This window comes from Caldicellulosiruptor naganoensis, assembly GCF_026914285.1.
Lineage (GTDB): Bacteria > Bacillota > Thermoanaerobacteria > Caldicellulosiruptorales > Caldicellulosiruptoraceae > Caldicellulosiruptor > Caldicellulosiruptor naganoensis.
In genome coordinates this window covers 1,288,322-1,310,849 of the sequence record NZ_CP113864.1, presented here as the reverse complement: position 1 = coordinate 1,310,849, position 22,528 = coordinate 1,288,322, and the positions used below count along the sequence as shown (strand labels likewise).

The 22,528-nt window shown below is 34.9% G+C and carries 18 protein-coding genes; 2 read left to right on the top strand and 16 right to left on the bottom strand.

Annotated features, from left to right (window positions below; translation table 11 throughout):
• The first annotated feature begins 18 nt into the window (after positions 1-18).
• Both OTJ99_RS06430 and OTJ99_RS06425 read left to right on the top strand, forming a co-directional pair.
• The gene (locus OTJ99_RS06430) at positions 19-1,221 is read left to right on the top strand and encodes an FprA family A-type flavoprotein (RefSeq protein WP_045164800.1); all 1,203 of its coding nucleotides are present in this window, start codon (positions 19-21) and stop codon (positions 1,219-1,221) included.
• Between the two features lie 16 nt (positions 1,222-1,237).
• The gene (locus OTJ99_RS06425; protein ID WP_045164801.1) at positions 1,238-2,422 is read left to right on the top strand and encodes an NAD(P)/FAD-dependent oxidoreductase; all 1,185 of its coding nucleotides are present in this window, start codon (positions 1,238-1,240) and stop codon (positions 2,420-2,422) included.
• A 44-nt stretch (positions 2,423-2,466) separates the two neighbouring features.
• On the opposite strand, the gene uvrA is transcribed toward OTJ99_RS06425, so the two are convergent.
• From uvrA to purC, 16 genes are all read right to left on the bottom strand, one after another.
• Complete coding sequence (gene uvrA, locus OTJ99_RS06420; RefSeq protein WP_045164802.1) at positions 2,467-5,295, bottom strand: excinuclease ABC subunit UvrA; 2,829 nt, start codon at positions 5,293-5,295, stop codon at positions 2,467-2,469.
• Positions 5,296-5,319: 24 nt separating this feature from the next.
• On the bottom strand, positions 5,320-7,302 hold the full coding sequence (gene uvrB, locus OTJ99_RS06415) for an excinuclease ABC subunit UvrB (RefSeq protein ID WP_045164803.1): 1,983 nt from the start codon (positions 7,300-7,302) through the stop codon (positions 5,320-5,322).
• Between the two features lie 82 nt (positions 7,303-7,384).
• Positions 7,385-7,948: a lytic transglycosylase domain-containing protein gene (locus OTJ99_RS06410; RefSeq protein WP_045164804.1), complete on the bottom strand. Its 564-nt coding sequence runs from the start codon at positions 7,946-7,948 to the stop codon at positions 7,385-7,387.
• A complete protein-coding gene (gene coaE / locus OTJ99_RS06405) occupies positions 7,945-8,544 on the bottom strand; it encodes a dephospho-CoA kinase (protein WP_045164805.1) in 600 nt (199 codons plus the stop codon). The genes OTJ99_RS06410 and coaE overlap by 4 nt, the downstream gene beginning before the upstream one ends.
• Positions 8,531-11,080: a DNA polymerase I gene (polA, locus tag OTJ99_RS06400; protein WP_045164806.1), complete on the bottom strand. Its 2,550-nt coding sequence runs from the start codon at positions 11,078-11,080 to the stop codon at positions 8,531-8,533. The genes coaE and polA overlap by 14 nt, the downstream gene beginning before the upstream one ends.
• Positions 11,077-12,375: a hypothetical protein gene (locus OTJ99_RS06395; protein WP_045164807.1), complete on the bottom strand. Its 1,299-nt coding sequence runs from the start codon at positions 12,373-12,375 to the stop codon at positions 11,077-11,079. The genes polA and OTJ99_RS06395 overlap by 4 nt, the downstream gene beginning before the upstream one ends.
• 107 nt (positions 12,376-12,482) lie before the next feature.
• Positions 12,483-12,641: a rubredoxin gene (gene rd, locus OTJ99_RS06390; protein ID WP_045164808.1), complete on the bottom strand. Its 159-nt coding sequence runs from the start codon at positions 12,639-12,641 to the stop codon at positions 12,483-12,485.
• 79 nt (positions 12,642-12,720) lie between these two features.
• The gene (gene purD, locus OTJ99_RS06385) at positions 12,721-13,983 is read right to left on the bottom strand and encodes a phosphoribosylamine--glycine ligase (protein WP_045164809.1); all 1,263 of its coding nucleotides are present in this window, start codon (positions 13,981-13,983) and stop codon (positions 12,721-12,723) included.
• Between the two features lie 22 nt (positions 13,984-14,005).
• Positions 14,006-15,547, bottom strand: coding sequence for a bifunctional phosphoribosylaminoimidazolecarboxamide formyltransferase/IMP cyclohydrolase (gene purH / locus OTJ99_RS06380; protein ID WP_045164810.1), 1,542 nt, complete (start codon positions 15,545-15,547; stop codon positions 14,006-14,008).
• A complete protein-coding gene (gene purN / locus OTJ99_RS06375; RefSeq protein WP_045164811.1) occupies positions 15,544-16,200 on the bottom strand; it encodes a phosphoribosylglycinamide formyltransferase in 657 nt (218 codons plus the stop codon). The genes purH and purN overlap by 4 nt, the downstream gene beginning before the upstream one ends.
• Positions 16,197-17,222 (bottom strand): phosphoribosylformylglycinamidine cyclo-ligase, encoded by a 1,026-nt coding sequence (gene purM / locus OTJ99_RS06370; RefSeq protein WP_045164812.1) that lies wholly within the window; start codon positions 17,220-17,222, stop codon positions 16,197-16,199. Before purM ends, purN begins: the two co-directional genes overlap by 4 nt.
• A 2-nt stretch (positions 17,223-17,224) precedes the next feature.
• Complete coding sequence (gene purF, locus OTJ99_RS06365; RefSeq protein WP_045164813.1) at positions 17,225-18,649, bottom strand: amidophosphoribosyltransferase; 1,425 nt, start codon at positions 18,647-18,649, stop codon at positions 17,225-17,227.
• A complete protein-coding gene (gene purL / locus OTJ99_RS06360) occupies positions 18,631-20,823 on the bottom strand; it encodes a phosphoribosylformylglycinamidine synthase subunit PurL (protein ID WP_083943496.1) in 2,193 nt (730 codons plus the stop codon). Before purL ends, purF begins: the two co-directional genes overlap by 19 nt.
• A gap of 6 nt (positions 20,824-20,829) precedes the next feature.
• Positions 20,830-21,525 carry a phosphoribosylformylglycinamidine synthase subunit PurQ gene (purQ, locus tag OTJ99_RS06355; protein ID WP_045164814.1) on the bottom strand — a complete coding sequence of 232 codons (696 nt, stop codon included), beginning with the start codon at positions 21,523-21,525 and terminating at the stop codon, positions 20,830-20,832.
• Positions 21,526-21,528: 3 nt separating this feature from the next.
• Positions 21,529-21,777 carry a phosphoribosylformylglycinamidine synthase subunit PurS gene (gene purS / locus OTJ99_RS06350; RefSeq protein WP_045164815.1) on the bottom strand — a complete coding sequence of 83 codons (249 nt, stop codon included), beginning with the start codon at positions 21,775-21,777 and terminating at the stop codon, positions 21,529-21,531.
• A gap of 34 nt (positions 21,778-21,811) precedes the next feature.
• Positions 21,812-22,522 carry a phosphoribosylaminoimidazolesuccinocarboxamide synthase gene (gene purC, locus OTJ99_RS06345; RefSeq protein ID WP_045164816.1) on the bottom strand — a complete coding sequence of 237 codons (711 nt, stop codon included), beginning with the start codon at positions 22,520-22,522 and terminating at the stop codon, positions 21,812-21,814.
• Positions 22,523-22,528: the final 6 nt, after the last annotated feature.

Sequence of the window (22,528 nt, the reverse complement as noted above, 5' to 3'; positions counted from 1 at the left end):
GGAGAGTGGATTTTAAAAATGTATTTGAAATTGAAAGATAATGTATATTCTGTAGGAGTACAAAATCCTGATCTTCGCATTTTTGATATTATAATGTATACAAAATACGGGACAACTTACAACTCTTATCTGGTAATAGGTTCTGAAAAGGTTGCACTTATTGAAAATGTAAAGGATAAATTCTTTGAAAAATTTCTAAGTAATATTAAAGAAATAATTGATCCAGCTCAAATTGACTATCTTATAATAAATCACACTGAACCAGATCATTCTGGTTCTATTGGAAAGTTACTCGAAGTAAATCCAAAAATAAAAATATTTGGCAGCAATTCTGCTATAAGATTCTTGAAAAAGATATCAAACAAAGAGTTTGATTATCAAGTAGTAAACGATGGAGATCAAATATCCTTGGGTAACAAAACACTAAGATTTATCTCTGCTCCATTTTTACATTGGCCTGATTCAATTTACACTTACCTTGTAGAGGATAGCATACTCTTTACTTGTGATTCTTTTGGCTGTCATTATAGCACTGAAAACCTTGACATAAACTGGGTAATGGATAATGACAAAGAAGGTTTTATGGATGCGTACAAGTATTATTATGATGTAATCATGTCGCCATTTAAAAACTATGTCCTTCAGGCAATTGAAAAGATAAAAGACTTAAAGATTGACATAATAGCAACAGGTCATGGTCCAATCCTGACAAATTACAAAGATGAACTTATAGGTTTGTATAAATCGTGGTCAGAAGATCTTTTAAAAAAGCCAGAAAAGCCTTATGTTGTAATTGTCTATGTCTCAGCATATGGATATACAAAAATGCTTGCCCAAAAGATTTTTGAAGCAATCGAAAAAAGCGGCATAAATGTTATGTTGTATAATGCAATTGAGCATAAAATAGAAGACATATTGGAAAAGATATATAGAGCAAAAGGTGTGCTGTTTGGATCACCTACCATAAACTCAGATGCTCTTTTACCAATATATGAAATATTGATTAGGCTAAACCCAATAGTTCATGGAGGTAAGATTGCTGCCGCTTTTGGGTCATATGGCTGGAGTGGAGAAGCTGTTCCAAATATTGAAACACGGCTAAAACAGTTAAGGTTCAAAGTAGTTGAACCAGGGCTCAAGGTAAATTTCAAACCAAATGAGGAGGAATTAAAAAAGGCGTACGAATTTGGTATACTATTTGCTGAAAAGATAAAAGAGTAAAAGCTGGTGTAAAGCAATGGAAAAGTTTGACGTGTTGATTATTGGTAGCGGAATCGCTGGGTTAACTGTTGCGGAAGAAATACGAAAAGAGGATTCTAATCTTTCGATAGGCATTTTAAGCAATGAAAAGATCCTGCCTTATTACAGATTAAAGCTACCTTACTATATCTACAATCCTATTGATGAGAAATTCTTTATAAAACCAGAAAACTGGTTTAAAGACAGCAACGTAAAAATTTATTTAAACTCACCTGTAATTGAGGTTGATTTTGACCACAAGATTATATTTTTATCAGACAAGAAAATAGGGTATAAAAAACTTGTAATTGCTTCTGGTGCCAAGCCATATAACGGCGATGATGTGGTTGATATCAGAGCAAGAGATAATGTTTTTTCTTTGAGGACCTATGAAGACCTTATACGATTGAAAGAAATCATTCCCCGAGTCTCTGAAGTTGCCATTATAGGCGCAGGGCTTTTAGGAATAGAACTTGCTTCAACGCTGGAAGGTAAAAGTGTATTTCTGATTGAAATAGCAGAACGACTTTTGACTAAACAATTAGACGAAGTAGGTGCTTTGCTTTTTGAAGAAGAGATAAGAAGAAGAGGAATAAATGTGATTTTTAATAGCAAAGTTGAAAGAATAGAAAAAACAAACAACAAGTTGGTAATTTTTCTTTCAAATAACAAAGAGATTTTATCTGACATTGTGATTTTTTCTGCAGGTGTTGTACCAAATACAGATTTTGTAAATGATAAACGAATACTGAGTCCCAGAAAAGGCATTGGAGTAGATACCAGAATGCAAACCTCAATAGAAGATGTTTTTGCATGTGGAGATGTAGCCTATCTTGACAATCAAAATCCTGGCACATGGGCATTTGCAGTTGAAAGTGGCAAGGTGGTTGGCAAAAACATTCTTGGACAGAATATTGAATATCAAAGAAAACCTATCCCTTATTTTCTAAAGGCATTTGGAATGGAAATAGTCTCTGCTGGAAACATAATCGACGTAAAAGAATCAAATCTTTTTGAGTGTCTTAACAAAGAAAAGATGGTTTATAAAAAATTTGTGCTCAAAAACAAGAAATTAATTGGGTATCTGCTCATAAATGACACAAAAACACACAGTCAGATAAGTAAATTTTTGGGTCAGGAAGTCAATCTAAAATGGATAGAAAAATATCTTGAGATAAAGTAAAAAAGGGGCTTTACACCTTTCACTAAGCGGTGTAAATACCCCCTTTATTTTTTTGCATAAATCCTGTCTTTTAAAATCTCTTTCAAAAACATGCCTGTGTATGACCTTTCACACATTGCAACCTCTTCTGGTGATCCAAAAGCCACAACTTCACCACCTCTGTCTCCACCCTCTGGTCCTAAGTCAATAATATAATCAGCAACCTTTATGACATCTAAGTTGTGTTCAATCACAATAACTGTATTGCCCATATCTACAAGCCGCTGCAAGACATTTATGAGCCTATTTACATCATCCATATGAAGTCCAGTTGTAGGCTCATCCAAGATGTACAAGGTCCTACCTGTTGCTTTTTTAGAAAGCTCTGTTGCAAGTTTTACCCTTTGTGCCTCCCCACCAGAAAGTGTTGTAGACGGCTGGCCAAGTTTGATGTAGCCAAGTCCTACATCATAAAGTGTCTGAAGTTTTGCCCTAATCCGTGGAATGTTTTTGAAAAATTCAAGTGCTTCTTCAACAGTCATCTCTAAAACATCAGCTATTGTTTTGTCTTTGTATTTTACCTCTAATGTTTCTCTATTGTATCTTTTACCCTTGCACACCTCACAAGGGACATATACATCTGGCAAAAAGTGCATCTCAATCTTTATGATTCCGTCTCCACCACAAGCCTCACATCTTCCGCCTTTGAGATTAAAACTAAACCTTCCTGCCTTATATCCTCGCATTTTTGCCTCAGGTGTTTGAGCAAATATTTCTCTTATAAAGTCAAAAACACCCGTATAAGTTGCAGGATTAGAACGTGGAGTTCTTCCAATTGGCGACTGGTCTATATTGATTACCTTATCAAAATGTTCAAGACCAATTATTTCTTTGTACTTACCAGGCTTTTCCTTAGACTTATTTAGTATTGAACTTGCTGCCTTGTAAAGTATCTCATTTACCAGAGTGCTTTTACCAGACCCTGAAACTCCTGTCACACACGTAAAAAGCCCTACAGGAAAACTGACATCAATGTTTTTTAGATTGTTCTCACAAGCTCCTTTTATTGTAAGCCATCTACCATCGGGTTTTCTTCTCTCTTGAGGAATCTCTATCTTCTTTTTACCAGAAAGATACTGTCCTGTAATGGACTCTTCACAGGAAATTATATCTTCTAATGTACCAGCTGCAACAATTCTACCACCATGCTCCCCTGCTCCTGGTCCTATGTCTACTATATAGTCAGCAGCTCTAATCGTATCTTCATCATGCTCAACAACAATCAAGGTATTACCCAAATCCCTAAGTTTTTGTAACGTGTTTATAAGTCTGTGATTGTCACGTTGATGAAGACCAACACTTGGCTCATCAAGGATATACAAAACTCCTACAAGTCCAGAACCAATCTGTGTTGCAAGTCTTATTCTCTGGGCTTCTCCACCTGAAAGAGTACCGGCTGAACGTGAAAGTGTCAGATAGTCAAGTCCAACATCTATCAAAAAGTCCAGCCTTGCCAGAATCTCTTTCAAAATTGGTGCTGCAATAACTTTATCTTTGCCCTGGAGATTTAAGCTTTGTAGAAATTCTTTCGCCTCCAAGATTGTCATATCAGCAACATCTGCAATTGACTTTCCTTCAATTAATACTGACAATGCCTCTTTTTTAAGTCTTTTTCCTAAACAATCAGGGCATGTGAATGTACTCATATATTCTTCAATTTCTTGTTTTACATACTCTGACTGAGTCTCTTTATACCTTCTCTCAAGATTATTTACAAGCCCTTCATACTTTGCATAATAAACCCCTCGTGGAGTGTAAATCTTTATCTTTTCTTCTCCTGTTCCATATAAAAAGATGTCAAGAATCTTTTTGTCAAGTTTATTTACAGGAGTGCTTAAACTAAAATTGTATTCCTTTGCTAACGACTCTAAAACCATTCTGGCATATGAATTTGTTTCACTAAAATTCCATCCATTTATGGCAACCTGACCTATAGGCATTGACTTGTCAGGAATTAAAAGGTCAGGGTCAACCTTTTGCAAGTACCCAAGCCCCATACATGTTGGGCACGCACCATAAGGGGTATTAAAAGAAAAAAGACGTGGAGTTATCTCTTCAAACGAAACTCCACAATCCACACATGCAAAGTTTTGTGAAAATACAATTTCTCTGTCGCCAACAATATCAATAGTCACAATTCCGCCTGAGAGTTCTAACGCTGTTTCAATTGAACCTGTAAGTCTTGACTCTATTCCTTCTTTGATGACGAGCCTGTCAACAATAACATCAATATTATGCTTTTTGTTCTTATCAAGTTTTATCTCTTCTTCAAACTCATAGATTACACCATCAACTCTTACCCGTGCAAACCCACTTTTTCTAAGCTCTTCAAACTGTTTTTGGTACTCCCCTTTTCTCCCCCTTACAATAGGTGACATGACTTGAATCTTTGTTCCTTTTTGCAGCTTCATTATCTCATCTACCATCTGATCAACTGTCTGCTGTGATATGGGTTTGCCACAAATATAACAGTGAGGTTTTCCAATTCTTGCAAACAGAAGTCTTAAATAGTCATAAATTTCAGTAATTGTCCCAACTGTTGAACGAGGATTTTTTGAAGTTGTCTTTTGATCAATAGATATCGCCGGTGACAGCCCTTCTATATGATCTACATCTGGTTTTTCCATCATACCCAAAAATTGTCTTGCATATGATGACAATGATTCAATATATCTTCTTTGTCCTTCTGCATAGATAGTGTCAAAAGCCAAAGATGATTTTCCTGAACCTGAAAGACCTGTAAAGACTATTAGTTTGTCACGAGGCAGTTTTAAGTCAACATTTTTTAGGTTGTGCTCCTTTGCACCTTTTATTACAATGTACTCTTTAGACATTTTAATTTCTCCTCCGAAAATACATTAAAGCAACTTTTTGAGTTCAAAAATTTTATCTCTTATCTTAGCCGCCTTTTCAAATTCAAGTTCTATTGCTAATCTTTTCATCTGTTGTTCAAGTTCTTTTATATACTCTTCTATTTCCTGTTTGGACATGTTCTGTACAATGTCCTTTTCTATATTCTCGTACTTTTCTTCTTCAGCAACAGAGATAGTTGCTTCGATAATCTGTCGTATTCCTTTTCTTACAGTTTGAGGCACTATTCCGTGCTTTTGATTGTACTCTATCTGAATCTTTCTTCGTCTATTTGTCTCATCAATAGCTTTTTGCATAGCCTTAGTAATTTTGTCAGCATACATAATCACTTTACCATCAACATTTCGCGCAGCACGTCCAATTGTCTGAATAAGAGAAGTCTCTGAACGCAAGAAGCCTTCCTTGTCAGCATCCAAAATAGCAACAAGTGATACTTCCGGCAAATCAAGTCCTTCACGCAACAAGTTTATTCCTACTAAGACGTCGAACTTGCCAAGTCTCAAATCCCTTATTATCTGCATGCGTTCTATTGTGTCAATATCAGAGTGCATATATCTTACCCTTATACCAACATCTTTTAAATATTCAGTGAGGCTTTCTGCCATTCTTTTTGTCAATGTAGTAATTAAAACTCTTTGGTTCTTCTCAACTCTTTTTCTAATCTCGCCAATCAGATGGTCAATTTGGCCTTTCACAGGATGAACTTCAATTTCAGGGTCAACAAGCCCAGTAGGTCTTATGATTTGCTCAACAACTCTTGACGATTTCTTGAGTTCATAAGGACCGGGTGTAGCGCTTACAAATATAACTTGGTTGATTTTTTCTTCAAACTCCTCAAAGGTAAGTGGGCGGTTGTCATATGCAGATGGAAGCCTAAAACCGTATTCTACAAGCGCATCTTTTCTTGCCTTGTCTCCATTATACATAGCTCTTAACTGAGGAATTGTAACATGCGACTCATCAATGAACATTATAAAGTCTTTTGGAAAATAATCAAGTAAGGTATAAGGTGGACTACCGGGAGGTCTTCCTGTTAAATGTCTTGAGTAGTTTTCTATTCCTTTGCAAAATCCCATTTCCTGAAGCATCTCTATGTCATATCGTGTCCTTTGCTCAAGCCTTTGCGCTTCGACAAACTTGCCCATGCTTCTGAGTTCTTGAAGCCTTTGTTCAAGCTCCTCTTCAATGCTCTTAATTGCTCTTTTTAGTTTTTCTGAAGTTGTGACATAGTGTGATGCAGGAAATATTGCAACATGATTTCTTCTCCCAATTACCTCACCGGTCAAAACGTCAAACTCGGTAATTCTCTCTATTTCATCTCCAAAGAACTCTACCCTGATTGCTCTGTCTGTATTTGATGCAGGAAATATCTCAAGTACATCGCCTCGTACTCTGAACCTGCCTCTCCTAAAATCAATGTCATTTCTTTCATATTGCATTCTAATAAGTTCTTTTATTACTTCATCTCTATCTTTTATCATCCCAGGTCTTAATGATAATGTTAAATTTAAATAGTCCTCTGGACTACCCAAGCTGTAAATACATGAGACACTTGCTACAATTATTACGTCTCTTCTTTCAAATAAGGCAGAAGTTGCAGAATGTCGAAGTTTATCTATCTCTTCATTAATGGACGAATCTTTTTCAATATACGTATCTGTCTCAGGTATATAAGCCTCTGGCTGGTAATAATCGTAATAGCTTACAAAAAACTCTACAGCGTTTTCAGGAAAGAACTCCCTAAACTCACTACAAAGTTGAGCAGCCAGTGTTTTATTATGAGCTAAAACCAATGTGGGTCTTTGAACATTTTCTATTACTTTAGCCATCGTAAATGTCTTTCCTGAACCAGTAACACCAAGCAATGTCTGAAACTTTTCACCTTTTAAAATTCCTTCCGTGAGCATTTCGATAGCTTTTGGTTGGTCACCTGTTGGCTTGAAGTCTGAAACAAGCTTGAATCTTTTCATATCCTATCACCAAATCTTATTTTATACCATTGAAAATTGAATTTCAAACATATGTTTGGGAAAATTTGTGAGCTTTCTAAGCTCAATAGCTACCATTTTCAAATTCATTTTGATATAGTTTTTTGTATATCTCATAACTTTTAAAGACTCTTCTAACAAAATGGTTTGTCTCTTTAAAAGGAATTTCATCTACCTCAAATGTACTTCTATCTTTTTGATAAAGCCATTTATTTACATTTGTCATACCAGCGTTATAAGCTGCAACTGCAAGTCTTGTATCATTTTTGTAGTAATCTATTAGGTATTTTATATACCATGTACCAATTAAGATATTGTAGTCAGGGTCATATAGCTTCTCTCTACTGTACTCTAACTTGAGCTTATAAGCAACCCATTTAGCAGTAAGAGGTGACAGCTGCATAAGCCCTATTGCACCTTTTTTAGATATAGCAAATTGATTAAAGTTGCTTTCACTTTTTATTATTGCACAAATTAAATATGGGTCTACATTTATCTCTTTGCTATACTTCTTAATACTGTTTGCAAATCTCAAGGGGTACAACTGTTTTAAAATCAAAAAGTAAAATTGCTCAAAAAACAAAAGGAAAATTAGAAGCAGTACAATTATTGCAATCTTTCTTTTCAAACCAAACCATCCTCTTTGAGATATTTTCCTATGATAGTTTTCAAATTCTCAACGTCTACGTTGTTTATAATTACTCTATTTGCCAAGCCCTTGTATTTTTCAATATCTTTCTGCCTTTCTAAAAACTTTTTAACCTCTTCAACATCGTATCCACTTTTTCTAATTACTCGTTCAATTATAATTTCTTTTTCACACTCAATATACCAGATTACCGAACAAAGTTTATCAAGTCCAATCTGGAACAAAAGTGCAGCATCAATAACTACGCGTTTGTCTTTGTATTTTTCGGTAGTCAAAAATTTTACTCTTTCAAAAATAGTTGGGTGAGTAATGTGATTTAGTCGGTCCATATTTAAATCAGAATCCAAAACAATTTTTCTCAATTTAGCTCGGTCAATTTGATTATTTATCAAAATCTCTTCTCCGAATGTCTGCGCTAATTTTAATTTCAGTTCTGAGCTATTTTGTAGTAACCAATGGTATTCCTTATCAACATCTATAACCTCGAAACCATAGTGTTCTCTCAATATGCTACTGACAGTACTCTTGCCAGAGCCCATCTTTCCTGTAATTCCAAGAACTCTACTTTGTTTCATACCAGTTTGAACCTTCTTTCACTTCAACTACCAAGGGAACTTTCAGCGAAACAGCATTTTCCATCTCCGTTTTTACTATTTCTTTTACTACTTCCTTTTCCTCATAGGGTGACTCAATCAAAAGCTCATCATGAACTTGTAAAATAATCCTTGATTTTAAATTGTTCTCTTTTAACCTTCTATAAACCCTTATCATTGCTATTTTCATGATATCTGCAGCACTGCCTTGGATAGGTGAATTCATTGCTATTCTTTCTGCGTAGCTTCTAAGGTTTTTATTAGTAGACTTTATGTCCTTGATATATCTTTTTCTGTTAAAAAGTGTCAATACAAACCCATTTTCACGAGCAAACTTGACAACATTGTCCAGATATTCTTTTACTTTCGGATACTTTTCAAAATAGCGATTAATAAACTCAGCTGCTTCTTTTCTTGATATCTTTATATCCCGTGAAAGTCCGTAGTCTGAAATTCCATATATAATTCCAAAGTTAACAGCTTTTGCTTGGCTTCGCATAGTTGGAGTAACTTGGCTTACATCTACACCAAAAATCTCTGCTGCTGTCTGCGAATGAATGTCAAGGTTATTCTTAAAAGCATTTATTAGTCTTTCATCCTCAGAGATATGAGCAAGTATCCTAAGCTCAATCTGAGAGTAATCAGCATCTATCAGCACATAACCTTCCTCTGGAACGAACGCTTTTCTTATAAGCCTTCCTTCATCATATTTCACGGGAATGTTTTGTAGATTAGGCTCCGCACTTGCGAGTCTTCCGGTTGCTGTACCTGTTTGAATAAAATTTGAATGTACTCTTCCAGTTGTAGGATTGATTGCTTGCATTAGTCCTTGACAGTAAGTTGTCAGTATTTTCGTATACATTCTATAATCCAAGATAAGAGGTATTATCTCATGTTTGTCATATAACTCTTCTAACACCTCAGCGTCTGTTGAATATCCTGTTTTTGTCTTTTTAACAACTGGAAGTTTCAGTTTTTCGAATAATACATATGAGAGTTGTTTTGGTGAGTTTATGTTAAACCACTCACCTGCTATTTGATAAATCTGAAACTCTAATTTTAAAAGCTTGCTCTCAATCTCTTTTGTATATTCCTGTAAGGTATTTTTGTCCACCTTAAAACCAATTTTTTCCATTTCATATAAAATAGGAACAAGTGGGATTTCAATATTTTCATAGACGTATTGGCAGGAATTTAAATCTATGAGTTTGGATAGCTCATCCCAAAGATTTCTTAATAAAACTGTAGCACCAGCACATTTGTTTTCTTTTATTGCAGAGATATCAGTATTGAGATAAGAGATAAACAATGTCTCTAAGTCGTATGAACTACGTGTACTGTCTAAAACATATGAAGCCAACATGACGTCATTACAGTCTTTTATTTGATAAGCTTTATCAAAATCCACTTTATGGAGTATATTTTTTAAATCATACACTACCTTTTGAATACCTTGGACATTTAATAGCTTTTTAACAATTCCTTTGTCAGTAGTTGTAAAAATAGTCGAAGTTTGATGGTCATAGACGTAAAAAAGTCCTTCATCACCTGAGTATAACAAATAAATTTCTTTGCCCTTTATCTCTGAGATATCATACAGTTCTTTCATGTTAAATTTTGGAAGTTGAAGTGTTTGTTTTATCTCCTCAAGCTCCTCTGAGAAGCCCAATCTTTTTATGAAACTTTTGAACTCAAGCTGTAGCAAAAGCTGATATAGTCTTTTCTTGTCCCATTCTCTTGTTTTTAACTCTTCAAGAGTTACCTCAACAGGTAAATCACACACAATAGTTGCCAATCTTTTCGACAAAAATGCCATATCTTTACCTGCTTCTAACTTTTCTCTTAAAGAATCTTTGATGTTTTTCAGATTTTGGTATATATTTTCCAAGGTCTGATATTCTTCTAATAATTTTATGGCCGTTTTATCTCCAATTCCCTTAACACCAGGTATGTTGTCTGATGCATCGCCTACTAAAGCTTTGTAATCAACAACCTGATGTGCAAAGACACCATATTTTTCTTTTACATTTTCAATGGTATACAAATCTTCTGTGGTCTTGTCAAACTTCGTAGTAACTATTTTGACAATTACATTTTTATCAAGTAGCTGAAGAGTATCTCTGTCTCCAGTTATTATTACAATCTCTAAATCACGGTCTTTAAACCTATTCACAAGCGTGCCTATGACGTCATCAGCTTCATATCCTTCGTGTTCTAATATAGGAATGTTAAGAGCATTGAGTATCTCTCTTACATAAGGTATCTGAACTTGTAGAGAATCTGGCATTGGTTTTCGATTGGCTTTGTACTCTTCATATTCACTTTTTCGTGCAGCTCTGCCTTTTTTGTCAAATGCCACTGCCACATAATCAGGTTTTTCTGAATCTAAGTATTTTAAGAGTACATTTAAAAAACCATATATAGCATTTGTAGGGATACCCGTTGATGTTGTAAGTTCCGGCAACGCAAAAAAAGCTCTATAGAGAATACTGTTACCATCAAAAATAACTAACTTCATCTTTTATCTACCCTTTCAACAAGTTTAATTGAGTCCTCTTTTTTATATGAGTAGTTATTCATATAAAAATATCTCTCATTAAAATTATAATTCAAAATCAATAAACTTTTTAAGTCCTCCGCCATTTTCTGATAATCTAATCGTTCATAATATCTAAAAAGCTCTTTATAAAGCTCGTAACAAACATAAATTGTCATTATCTCCTGAGCATATAGCAAATTGTCAAACCTTGTCTCAAAATTTTCAATATTCACTAAGGTACTGTCAGAAAAAAATCTAAAAGGTCTTACAATTTCAAATTCAATCTCTTCTATTATTTTTTCAACCTCTGTAGTCGGTTCTTCTGAACCCAAATAACAAAGCTGAAAATACAAAAGTAAAATATAAGGTAGCTGATAATGTGTTTTTAGTTCAGTTAACATAATATTATTACGGTAAAAGTTATGATAAGCATTTTGACTCAAAATTACTTCTTCTATCTGTTTTTTGAGATAAATCAAGTTGTCTGGTGGTATTTTTTGAGATTTTACAAGGTTTAAATAATACATACTCGATACCTGCAATGTAGAGGTATAGGCAAAATAAAAATTAGTTTGGCTTTTAGGAAAATAAAGAAAAAATAATTTAAATATTCTACTTGGTACCGGTAAAGACATTTTAAATTTTTTCGCAACGTCCTCTTTTGAATATTTTTGAGTATCTATCACTTTAAGTAGATTTTTATATGATAATTGAAAAACTTCATATTTTATATCACAATACTTAACAACACTATTTAATTTCCAAACACAATCGTATAAAGAATTCCCATCAAAAATCTCAACTTCTACCCTAACCTTGGAGTCTTTTGGAACATATACAGATGTTAGTAGATTTTGGTAGTAAAAACACACATCGTTATCGTCTATCGCAAATGAATTAAAAAAACCAATATATAAAAGCTTATCTTTTACTTTTGTACAGAATCTGAGATATTTATTCTCTATATTTGACCATCCTGAAAGTTTTAATAAAAAATACTTTTTTTCTTTTCTAAAAACTACTATCTGAAAATTAGCATGTAAAAAGACAAGACCACTTTGACCCTTTTGAAGTTTTGGCATAAACAGAATTTCAAAATCTTTTATGTCTACTGTCACCACTATGTCATTTACATAGGCAGATTCTTTAAAATTTATATCTACACTCAAACCATTTTGAGAAAACAAAAATTCATATGAAACTTTATCAAGCTTTTCTCCTAATCTCTTTACTTGTCCATTAATTCCTATAAAGCTACGATTTTCAAGTACCATTTTTTTCTTTGTCCTTTTATCTGTTTATATTAACTATTATATACCATAAAAATGCCCTAAGTCATCAAACTTTAAGACGACTTAGGGCACAAGTTTCAAAAGCTTTTTTATTTTTTCTCAAACATATCCTTGCCAACGCCACAAATAGGACAAACCCAATCATCAGGTAAGTCTTCAAACCTTGTTCCTGGTTGAATACCGTTTTCTGGATCACCTTTTTGTGGATCATACTCATAACCGCATATTGAACATACCCAAATGTCCAATTTAGACCTCCACTCCTTGCTTTAAAATTTTTTGACACATTATTTATACCTCATTTCACCTACTTTTAAACAGGGAGGTCTAAAAAATTTCTTTGTCACCTATGTCAGTCCTGTAAAACATATTCTCAAAGTTAATCTTCTTAATTTCCTCATATACTTTTGTCTTTGCATCTTTGAGAGTATTGTCAATCCTCACAATGTTTAGTACTCTACCTCCTGCCGTTTTAATCTTACCATTGTCTAATTTTGTGTTAGCGTGGAATACAATTGTATCACTTTCAAGCTTATCTAAACCCTCGATTACAAAGCCTGTCTCGTACTTTTCAGGGTAGCCTTTTGAGGCAAGTACAACACAAATCGAATACTGGTCCGAAAATTTCGCCTCAACGCTTTTCAAGTTTCCTTCTGTAGCTTTTACCATAATTTCTAAAAGTTCACTTTTCATGCGTGGCAAAATAGCTTGTGCTTCAGGGTCGCCAAATCTGGAGTTGAACTCTAAAACCATTGGTCCTTCTTCTGTCAGAATTAATCCTCCATACAAAACACCCTTAAACGGTCTCCCTTCTTTCCTCATTCCATATATCGCTTTTAGCATGATATTCTCAAGGATGTCTTCAAAAAGCTTTTTATCAACAACCCTTGATGGAGAAAAAGCACCCATGCCACCTGTATTTGGTCCCTTATTCCCATCCAACGCCTTTTTATAGTCTCGTGCAACTGTCAAAGGCACGATGTCTTTACCATCTGAGATGACAAAAACTGATACTTCTTCGCCTTTTAAATAGTCTTCAATGACAATCTTTTCGCCTGCCTTTCCAAATACTCTTTCTTTCATCATAAGATTGATGGCATTTAAAGCCTCACGCTTGTCTTGAGCAATTATCACACCTTTGCCCAATGCAAGACCATCTGCCTTGATTACAAGAGGATACTTGTCGTTCTGATTCACAAATGCTAAAGCCTCTTCATAACTGTAAAACACATTATACCTTGCTGTCTTTATACCATACTTTTTCATCAGCTCCTTTGCAAACACCTTACTACTTTCTATCATTGCAGCATCCTTTGTTGGACCAAATGTTTTTATTCCAAACGATTCAAGATAATCAACAATCCCATCTGCAAGTGGATTGTCCGGGCCAACAATTACAAAGTCTATCCCTTTTTCTATGCAAAAGTCTTTTAGCTTGCTAAATTCATTTACCTTTATATCAACACAAGTTGCAATTTCACAAATCCCTGCATTTCCAGGTGTACAGAACAAATCTTTGTAACCTTCATTATAAATCTTCCATGCAATGGCATGTTCACGCCCACCATTTCCTACAACTAATATTCTCATTACTTAAATCACCTCTTTTCTTTTAATGCCTAAAATGTCTAATACCTGTAAATATCATAGCAATATTATACCTGTTTGCAGCATCAATTGATTCCTTGTCTCTAATAGACCCGCCCGGTTGAATAATAGCTGTAACTCCCGCTTTGCCTGCTGCTTCAACACTATCAGAAAATGGGAAGAAAGCGTCTGACGCAAGTACTGCTCCACTCAAATCAAATCTTGAACGTGAGATTGCATGTTCAACAGCCCAGATTCTATTTGTCTGTCCCATACCTATCCCCAATGTCATTTTGTCCTTTGCAATAACTATTGCATTTGACTTTACATGTTTTACAACTTTCCAAGCAAATATCAGGTCTTCCATTTCCTTTTCTGTCGGTTTTCTTTCTGTTACAATTTGGTAATCTTCATTGAACAACTTTCTGTCCTTTTCCTGTACAAGCATTCCACCATTTACTGATTTGAGATCATAATACACATTTTCCTTATCCAAAGTTGGAAGTTTCAATATCCGAAGGTCCTTTTTTGTAGAAAGCAAAGATAGTGCATCTTCATCAAAGTCCGGAGCAATCACTATCTCAAGGAATATTTTTTTCAGCTCTTCAGCTGTTTGTCTATCTATCTTCCTATTAAATGCTACAATTCCCCCAAATATAGACACTGGGTCGCATTCGTATACCTTCTTATATGCCTCAAAGATATTGTCACCTGATGCAACACCGCATGGATTGTTATGTTTTATTGCAACACATGTTGGCTCATCAAACTCTTTTAAAAGTTCAATAGCACTATCACTGTCAAGAATATTGTTATACGAAAGCTCCTTGCCGTGAAGCTGCTTAGCATTTGGTATATTGGACTTTTCAATAAACGGCAAAGTTATTTTATAAAAACTTGCCTGCTGATGAGGATTCTCACCATATCTAAGTTGCTGAACTTTCTCAAGTGGAACTGTAAGATAATCTGGGAAAGATTTGTCATCCCTCACATACTTGAAATAGTTAAAAATCATAGAATCATAGTATGCAGTATATTCAAATACCTTTGTTGCAAGATAAAACCTTGTATCAAATGAAACATCACCATTTTCCTTTATCTCTTTTAATACAAGTCCATAATCAGCAGGGTCTATTATGACAGTTGTATATTTGAAATTCTTGGCTGCAGCGCGAAGCATGGTAGGACCACCAATGTCAATATTCTCTATCACGTCTTCAAATGCTACATTTTCTTTAAAAATGGTCTCCTTGAAAGGATAGAGATTAACCACCACCATGTCAATTGACGATATGTTCAGCTCGTTTAATGTCTTGACATGCTCCTCGTTGTCCTTTATTGCAAGAATTCCTGCATGGATATTTGGGTGAAGTGTCTTTACTCTTCCATTTAAAATCTCTGGAAAATTTGTAACATCACTTATATTTATCACATCAATGCCGTTTTCCTTTAGGTACTTCATTGTTCCGCCAGTTGAGATGATTTCGTATCCAAGACTTTTTAGTTCTTTAGCAAACTCTAAAATACCATCTTTGTTATAAACACTCACAATAGCCTTCTTGGTCATGCTTCAATTCCCACCTTTTTTAAGATTTCTTTGTCTTTAATAACAACCTTTCTCCCAATGATTTCTATTTTATCCTCACAAAGTAGTTTAATTGCAAGAGGATATATCTTCCACTCCACCTCTTCTAAAACCCTTTTTTGCAAACTTTCAGGGGTGTCATCATATCTTACATATATGGCCTTTTGCAATATTATAGGTCCGCCATCTGTAGTAGAATCAACAAAATGGACTGTAGCACCCGTCACTTTCACTCCGTATTCTATCACACTTTTATGGACATTGAGTCCATACATTCCTTTGCCACCAAAGGCAGGAAGAAGAGATGGATGAATATTTACAATGCGATTTTTGAACTCTTCTACAAAATATTCAGAGAAAATATACAAAAATCCTGCCAAGATGATGTAATCAATTTCTCTTTCCTTCAGAAATTTGACAAGATACTTCTCATATTCAATTTCATTTGGAAAATCCTTTTTAGAGATATAATACGCTTCTATTTGGTTTTGTTTTGCCCTCTCAAGTGCATAGGCATCTTTTTTGTTTGAGATGACACACGATATTGTTGCACAAATCTCTCCATTTTTAATAGCATCTATAATTGCTTGAAGATTAGTACCTGAACCTGATACAAATACAGCTAATTTTTTCATTTTATGACAACTCCGCCTTCGCCTTTTTCAATTGTACCTATTACATATGAATTTATACCTTCTTCATTTAAAATCTCCATAGCAGTCTCGACATTATCTTTAGATACTATTAAAACCATGCCAATACCCATATTAAATGTAGAAAACATTTCATTCTCATCAATTTTACCATACTCCTGAATTAACTTAAATATAGGCAAAATATCCCATGAACCTTTTTCAATTACTGCTACAAACCCTTTTGGAAAAGCCCTTGGTATGTTTTCAAAAAATCCTCCGCCTGTAATATGAGCAATTCCATTCACCTTTACTTTTTCTAACACTTTTAAAACCGGCTTTACATAGATTCTCGTCGGCTTTAAAAGCTCTTCACCAAGGCTTAAACCCAATTCTTCATAGATCTTTGTAAGAATTTTAGGATTCTCATCTACTCCAAAAACCTTTCGCACAAGTGAATAGCCATTGCTGTGAACCCCACTTGAAGCAAGTCCAATCAAAACATCTCCTTGATTTACATCCTGACCACAAATCGCTAAGTCTTTTTTCACAATACCCACTGCAAACCCTGCCAAATCATACTCATCATCCTTATAAAAACCGGGCATTTCAGCCGTTTCTCCCCCAACAAGCGAACAGCCTGCAATTTTGCAGCCATCTGCTATACCTTTTACTATAGTTGCCACCTTTTCACTTTTCAGCTTACCACAAGCAATGTAATCCAAAAAGAAAAGAGGTTTTGCTCCATGGCACAAGATATCATTTACACACATTGCAACACAGTCAATCCCAACAGTATCATGCTTGTCCATGTAAAAAGCAATCTTTAGTTTTGTCCCAACTCCATCTGTCCCTGAAACCAAGATATAATCTGAATTATCTATATTTAACAAATACATACTTCCAAATGATCCAATATCAGTTATAACATTTGAATCAAATGTCTCTTTTGCTAAGTTTTTTATTAGGTCCACTGCTTTATAACCCTCTTCAATATTAACCCCTGCATCTTTGTAAGTTGTCATTTTCAAACACCCTCTTCGAAGATATACTTATTAAAACCCTCTGGTATTTCGGTAATGTACTCTCCACTAAAACAAGCTGTGCAAAAATTTTGCAGCTTATTTTCAAACACGCTATTTAAGCCCTCTAAACTTAGATATTCGAGCGAATCAGCACCTAAGATTTTGGCAATCTCTTGCGTGGTATAGTTTGCTGCAATCAATTCTTTTCTATCTGGTGTGTCAATTCCGTAATAGCAAGGAAATAGAACAGGTGGAGAGCTTATTCTAAGATGTACCTCGCGCGCGCCTGCGTCTCTTAACATTTTTATTATCTTCCTTGAGGTTGTACCCCTGACTATTGAATCGTCAATGAGCACAACTCTTTTTCCGGCTACATTGTTCTTTAGCGGGTTTAGTTTGAGCCTGACAGATATCTCTCTCTGGCTTTGTTCAGGTTTAATAAACGTCCTTCCAATGTACCTATTTTTTACAAAACCTTCTGAGAAAGGTATTTTAGCTTCTTCTGAAAATCCAATAGCAGCGGTTGTACCTGAGTCTGGAACTCCTATTACAATATCACACTCAACATAAGATTCTTTACAAAGTTGTTTCCCAAGTTTCTTCCTGATTTCATAAACACTAATACCGTCAAGATACGAGTCAGCTCTTGCAAAGTAGATAAATTCAAATACACACAAATGTTTGAAACTTTGTCTATATTTTGTACTCTTAATTCCATCCTTAGTTACAGTAACTATTTCACCTGGCTCAACATCTCTTATATATTCAGCGCCTACTGTATCTAAAGCACACGTTTCTGATGCAAAACAAATACTGTTGTTTATTTTACCCATCACCAGCGGTCGTAGCCCATATGGGTCTCTTACTGCAATTAGTTTATTCGGCGTCAAAATCAAAAGTGAATACGCGCCTTTTATCTCATCCATTGTTTTGAGTATGGCCTCTTCTATATTGTCCGATTTTATTCTGTTTCGCGAAATCAAATTAGCAATTACCTCAGAATCAATGGTAGTTTGGAAAATAGCACCTTCTTGTTCAAGCTTTTCTCTAATGATATGTGCATTTACTAAATTTCCATTATGAACAAGTGCCATATGACCTTTTCTGTATTTTACAACAAGTGGTTGGGCATTTTCTCTATCATTCTTTCCAGTTGTTGAGTATCGAACATGCCCAATTGCTGAGTGCCCTTTGAGGTGGTTCAAAACCACCTCATTAAATACTTCATTGACAAGTCCGTTATCCTTATGATACAAAATTGTACCTGTATCATTTACAGCAATTCCACTACTTTCTTGACCTCTATGTTGAAGAGCATAAAGTCCAAAGTAAGTTACTTTTGCTACTTCAAGTTTTTTATCAGGACAGTAAATTCCAAATATCCCACAGTGGTCTTTAAAGGATTCCTCTAACTCTTTAAAGCACATGGTATTGCCTCCTGATATATCCTTTCAACTTCATTTAAATTTAATTTTAATTTTTTGTCATTTATTTGCCCAAGTATTTCAAACTTGTCTGTTACTTCACCAACTATTTCTAATTCAATACCGTTTAAAATTTCCCTTATCTTTGGAAGATTCTCTTCTTTTAATGTGACTAAGAATCGCCCTGGTGTCTCACTAAACAGGTAGAAATCTTCTCTCAAAGAAGTATTTACTTTAATTGCTGCACCTTTTTTACCTCTAAAAGCACTCTCTAAAAGAGCAATTATAAATCCACCATCTGAAATGTCATGAACAGATTTAAACAAACCTTGATTGATACATTCTAACACCTTGTCACATGTTTCTTTGTGCCTTTTCAAATCAAGCTTTGGTACTCTTCCAGAAACAATTCCATGGTAGAAACTTAAATACTCTGAAGCACCTATATCATCTAAAGTCTTGCCTATTACTGCAATGATATCTCCCTCTTCCTTGAAGGATATATCTACAGCCTTCTCAACATCTTCAACAACTCCCACCATTCCAATTACCGGTGTGGGATAAATTGCACCTTCTTCAGATTGGTTGTAAAAAGACACATTTCCGCCTGTAACTGGTGTCCCAAAATATTCACATGCAACTTTTAAACCTTCAATTGTTTTTACAAATTGGTAGTAAATTTCTGGATAGAGTGGATTTCCAAAATTTAACCCATCTGTAATAGCAAGAGGTTTTGCACCAACTGCTACAATATTTCTATAACTTTCTGCCAAGACAAGCTGAACTCCTTCATAAGGATTTAAATAACAATATCGGCCATTACTATCAATTGTAACAGCAATACCTTTTTTAGTACCCTTGACTCTCAACAAACTTGCATCATTACCTGGTCTTATAACTGTATCAGTTCTTACCATGTAATCGTATTGCCTATAAATATATTCCTTGCTTGCAAGATTTGGATTGGAGATCATTTTTATGATTGCATCATTCAAGTCTTGAGGCTGAGGAATAGAATAGACGTCAAACTGTTGAGATACTTTTACAATCTCTGGTTCTTTCGTTTCCCTTACATAAGCTGGGGCGTGTGCAAGTGCTTTTGCAGGAACCTCTGCAACAACTTTTCCATTGTCAAGGATTCTTAACATCCCATCATCTGTCACTCTTCCTATCTTAACAGCATGAAGCCCCCATTTTTCAAATATTTTATAAACTTCTTCTTCCTTTTCTTTTTTTACAATAACAAGCATTCTCTCTTGCGACTCAGAAAGCATAACCTCAATTGGATTCATTCCCTCTTCTCTTTTCGGAACAAGCGCTACATCTATTTCAATTCCTGTTCCCGCTCTTGCAGCTGTCTCACATGTAGATGAGGTCAAACCAGCTGCACCCATGTCTTGAATTCCAACAACAGCATCTGTTTGGAAAAGTTCTAAGCATGCCTCAAGCAGCAGCTTTTCCATAAACGGGTCGCCAACTTGCACAGCAGACCTTTTTTCTTCTGACTCCTGTGTAAGGTCGGTTGATGCAAATGTAGCACCGCCTATACCATCTCTTCCTGTTGTATGCCCAACATAAAAGACAGAATTGCCAACTCCCTCTGCAACACCTTTTAAGATTTTGTCCTTTTTCATAATTCCAACACACATGACATTTACAAGAATGTTGTTCTTGTATACAGGATCAAAAGTTGTCTCTCCACCAACTGTTGGAATACCTACACAGTTACCATAACCTGAAATACCTGAAACAACTCCTTCAAACAAATATTTGGTTCTGGTATCTTCAAGTTTGCCAAACTTTAGCGAGTCCAAAAGTGCAATTGGTCTTGCGCCCATTGTGAATATATCGCGAATTATACCACCAACACCTGTTGCCGCTCCTTCGTATGGTTCGACTGCTGAAGGATGGTTATGGCTCTCAACCTTAAAACACACTGCATATCCATCACCAATGTCAACAATACCCGCATTTTCTCCTGGTCCTTGTAAAATATGTTCCCCTTTTGTAGGAAGATGTTTTAAAAGTGCTTTTGAATTTTTGTATCCACAGTGTTCAGACCACATAACCCCAAAAAGATTAAGTTCTAACTCATTTGGTTCTCTTCCCAAGATATCTATAATCATCTTGTATTCTTCATATGTCAGCCCAACCTCTTCATATAGATTCTTTCTCAAAATATCTCACCTCGACTTCAGATAGTTAATGATACTTAAAAATATTCTCTTTCCGTCCTCACAACCCAAAAGCTTTTCACTACTTCTCTCTGGATGGGGCATGAGTCCAAATACATTCTTTTCCTTGTTGCATATTCCTGCAATGTTCAAGATTGAACCATTCGGGTTTGTATCCTCATTTATATTACCATTTTTGTCACAGTACTGCAGCACTATTTGTTCATTCTTTATCATCTCTTGTAAAGTAGCTTCATCCACTACATAATTTCCTTCACCATGAGCAATTGGCAGGTTTATTACTTCATTCTTCTTATAAAGGTTAGTAAATGGAGTTTTGTTATTAACAACTTTAACATATTGGTCAGAACAAATAAATTTCAAGTTTTTGTTCCTGATTAGAGCTCCCGGTAGAAGATGACTTTCAGTTAAAATCTGAAATCCATTGCAGATTCCTATTACAAGACCTCCATTTTGAGCAAATTCTTCTATTCTCGGCATAACCTTTGAAAACCGTGCTATTGCTCCTGCTCTTAAATAATCTCCATATGAAAAACCACCGGGCAGAATTATGCAGTCAAAATCCAATTTTTCATTATAATCATGCCATATATATTCAACATGTTCGTTTATTACATCTTTGATAACATGATAGCAGTCACTGTCACAATTTGAACCTGGAAAAACAACAACACCAAACTTCATTTCTTACTCCTCCGAAATATTAAACTTGTACTCTTCCATTACAGGGTTGCACAAAAGCTTTTCGCACATAAGTGTTACTTGTTCTTTTGCCTTTTCAATGTCATTTTCATTTAAATACACAACGATATATTTGCCCATCCTTACTTTTTCAACATTTTCAAAGCCCAAGCTTTTTAAAGAGTTCAAAACAGCAATTCCTGGTGGGTCTGATATAGATTTTTTTAAATACACAAAGATCTCTGCTTTAAGCACTTTTTATTGTCTCTCCTTTCTAATAAAATAACTTTTATAATCCAAGTCTTTTCAAAACTTCTTTATAAGCTTCCTCGACATTCCCAAGGTCTCTTCTAAACCTGTCTTTATCTAATTTTTCTTTCGTATTTACATCCCAAAATCTACATGTGTCTGGTGAAATTTCGTCAGCCAAAACGATATTACCTTTATATCTTCCAAACTCAAGTTTAAAGTCAATTAAGTCAATATTTACTTCTTTGAGATACTCCCTTAAAACTTGATTTGTTTTGAAAGAATACTCCACAATCCTATCAACTTCTTCTTCTGTGGCAAGTTCTAAAGCCAAGATGTGATATTGATTTATCTGTGGATCATGAAGTGCATCGTTTTTGTAACAAAACTCTAATATTGGTCTTTTTAATACTATCCCTTCCTCAAGTCCAAGACGATTACAAAGCGAGCCTGCAGCAATGTTTCTTACTATGATTTCAACAGGAACTATCTCAACTTTTTTTACAGCAGTTCTTCTTTCATCAATCTCTTCAACAAAGTGTGTTGGAATACCTTTTGACTCCAAAAGTTTAAAGAAGTGATTTGAAACTTTGTTATTCACTATTCCCTTTTCTCGAATCGTTCCTCTTTTTGTACCGTCAAATGCAGTTGCATCATCTTTATATTCCATTATAACAATGTCTGGGTTGTCTGTTTCATAAATCTTTTTTGCTTTTCCCTCATATAACAATCCTTTTATTTGATAGCTCATAATTAT

What these genes read in the sequence shown, in the direction of transcription:
- purQ (WP_045164814.1), bottom strand. Translation starts at nt 21,525, where the DNA reads ATGAAGTTTGGTGTTGTTGTTTTTCCAGGTTCAAATTGTGACAGTGAC.
- purM (WP_045164812.1), bottom strand. Translation starts at nt 17,222, where the DNA reads ATGACAACTTACAAAGATGCAGGGGTTAATATTGAAGAGGGTTATAAA.
- OTJ99_RS06395 (WP_045164807.1), bottom strand. Translation starts at nt 12,375, where the DNA reads ATGGTACTTGAAAATCGTAGCTTTATAGGAATTAATGGACAAGTAAAG.
- OTJ99_RS06430 (WP_045164800.1), top strand. Translation starts at nt 19, where the DNA reads ATGTATTTGAAATTGAAAGATAATGTATATTCTGTAGGAGTACAAAAT.
- purD (WP_045164809.1), bottom strand. Translation starts at nt 13,983, where the DNA reads ATGAGAATATTAGTTGTAGGAAATGGTGGGCGTGAACATGCCATTGCA.
- uvrA (WP_045164802.1), bottom strand. Translation starts at nt 5,295, where the DNA reads ATGTCTAAAGAGTACATTGTAATAAAAGGTGCAAAGGAGCACAACCTA.
- purN (WP_045164811.1), bottom strand. Translation starts at nt 16,200, where the DNA reads ATGAAAAAATTAGCTGTATTTGTATCAGGTTCAGGTACTAATCTTCAA.
- purH (WP_045164810.1), bottom strand. Translation starts at nt 15,547, where the DNA reads ATGACCAAGAAGGCTATTGTGAGTGTTTATAACAAAGATGGTATTTTA.
- polA (WP_045164806.1), bottom strand. Translation starts at nt 11,080, where the DNA reads ATGAAGTTAGTTATTTTTGATGGTAACAGTATTCTCTATAGAGCTTTT.
- purC (WP_045164816.1), bottom strand. Translation starts at nt 22,522, where the DNA reads ATGAGCTATCAAATAAAAGGATTGTTATATGAGGGAAAAGCAAAAAAG.
- uvrB (WP_045164803.1), bottom strand. Translation starts at nt 7,302, where the DNA reads ATGAAAAGATTCAAGCTTGTTTCAGACTTCAAGCCAACAGGTGACCAA.
- coaE (WP_045164805.1), bottom strand. Translation starts at nt 8,544, where the DNA reads ATGAAACAAAGTAGAGTTCTTGGAATTACAGGAAAGATGGGCTCTGGC.
- purF (WP_045164813.1), bottom strand. Translation starts at nt 18,649, where the DNA reads ATGTGCTTTAAAGAGTTAGAGGAATCCTTTAAAGACCACTGTGGGATA.
- OTJ99_RS06425 (WP_045164801.1), top strand. Translation starts at nt 1,238, where the DNA reads ATGGAAAAGTTTGACGTGTTGATTATTGGTAGCGGAATCGCTGGGTTA.